The sequence below is a fragment of the Promicromonospora sp. NPDC060271 genome (assembly GCF_042726755.1).
Taxonomy (GTDB): domain Bacteria; phylum Actinomycetota; class Actinomycetes; order Actinomycetales; family Cellulomonadaceae; genus Promicromonospora.
In genome coordinates, this window is record NZ_JBHXBG010000314.1 from 1 (window position 1) to 1,804 (window position 1,804).

At 74.2% G+C, this 1,804-nt stretch carries 2 protein-coding genes; both read left to right on the forward strand.

Going from position 1 to position 1,804, the window contains the following annotated elements:
• Positions 1-44: 44 nt before the first annotated feature.
• Positions 45-665, forward strand: a complete 621-nt coding sequence (locus ACFWE2_RS25300; RefSeq protein ID WP_377226962.1) for a hypothetical protein — start codon at positions 45-47, stop codon at positions 663-665.
• A gap of 9 nt (positions 666-674) precedes the next feature.
• Entirely contained in the window at positions 675-1,757 is a 1,083-nt protein-coding gene (locus tag ACFWE2_RS25305; RefSeq protein ID WP_377226963.1) for a DNA polymerase domain-containing protein, read from the forward strand.
• Positions 1,758-1,804: the final 47 nt, after the last annotated feature.

The following is a 1,804-nucleotide window of genomic DNA, read 5'->3' on the forward strand; positions in this document are numbered from 1 at the left end:
CGGTCGCACTGCGCGACCGGGCCCGCTGCGCGTAGGTTCTGCGCATGCACTCCCCGGGCGGCTCCCTCGCCGCGCTCCTCGATCCTCGTCCGGCGCCTGCACCGCTGGTCGTGACGCCCGCGCACGTGGGCGGGCAGGTGGCGTGGTCCGACCTGCGGCGGGCGGGGGCGCTGGTCGAGCTGCGGGACGGCGCGGCGGTGGCCGCGGCCTCGCCGGTCGGCTCGCGGCACCGTGCGCTGGTCCTCGCGGACGACGTCGCCGTGCGCTGCGTGCTCGCGGCCTCGACGGCCGCCTGGGTGCACACGGGCGTGTACGACGGCGTCGTGGCCCCCGCCTGGCCGGCCGGCGCGCCGGTGGAGCTGGCCTACTCCCCCGAGACGCACTGCCCCGCACCGCGGCCCGGACGGGTGGTGCGGCGGGCTCCGGGTCTGGCGCGGGACACGGTCCGGCTCGCGGGGGTGCCGGTGACCGGGCTCGTCCGGACCGCTCTGGACGTCGCCCGCACGGTGCCGACGGCTGTCGCCGTGCCGGCCCTCGTGGCCCTGGCCGGGTGCGGGGCGGACCTGCGGTACGCCGGGCGGATCCTCGACCGGCGGGTCCGGGTGGTCGGCCGTCCGGCGGCGCACCGCGCGCTTTCAGCAGCGCTGGAGCGGCTCGCGGGCTAGTTTCTATGCATGGCCGCATCCAAGACACCAGCGGTGGAGCTCGACGTCGCAGGCCGTACCGTGCGCGTCACGAGCCCGGACCGCGTCGTGTTTCCCCGTGGAATCACCAAGCTGCAGGTCGTCGAGTACTTCGTCGCCGTGTCCGACGGCATCACCGGCGCCCTCCTGCACCGCCCCACGACGCTGGAGCGCTGGCCCAAGGGTTGGCACGAGGGTGCGCGCCTCACGACGCGGATGCCGAGGCCGGACGACCCGAAGGGCGACGGCTTCTACCAGAAGCGTGTCCCGAAGGGCGCGCCGGACTACGTCGAGACCGCGACCATCGCGTTCCCGTCGGGCCGGACGGCCGACGAGGTGTGCCCCACGGAGCCCGCGGTGGTGGCCTGGGCGGCCAACATGGGCACGCTCACCTTCCACCCCTGGCCGGTGCGGCGCGACGACGTCGAGGCGGTCGACCAGCTCCGGATCGACCTGGACCCGCAGCCGGGCACCGACTTCGACGACGCGGCCGCCGTCGCCCCGCACCTGCGGGAGCTGCTGGGCGAGCTGAACCTGACCGGGTATCCCAAGACGTCCGGCGGGCGTGGGCTGCACGTGTTCGTGCCGCTGGAGCCCCGGTGGACGTTCACGCAGGCGCGGCGGGCGACCATCGCGATCGGGCGGGAGCTGGAGCGCAGGCTGCCGGGCAAGGTCACGACCCGGTGGTGGAAGGAGGAACGAGGCGAGGCCATCTTCGTGGACTACAACCAGATGGCCAGGGACCGCACGATCGCCTCGGCGTACTCGATCCGGGCCAACGGGAAGGCCACCGTGTCGATGCCGCTGGACTGGGACGAGGTGCCCGACGTGCATCCCGACGACTTCGACGTGATGTCGGCACCCGCAAGGTTCGCCGAGCGGGGCGACCTGTTCGCCGCGCTGCGCGCCGACCGCGACCCGGCGCTGGACTGCTCGCTGGACTCGGCCCTGGAGCTCGCGGCCCGGGACGAGGCGGACGGCCTCGAGGACCTGCCCTACCCCCCGGAGTACCCGAAGATGCCGGGCGAGCCCAAGCGCGTCCAGCCCAGCCGCGACAAGGACCGCAACCGGTAAGTTCCTCCGTTGAGTGCTGGGTATTTGTGCTGTCGGAACGTTCCGAC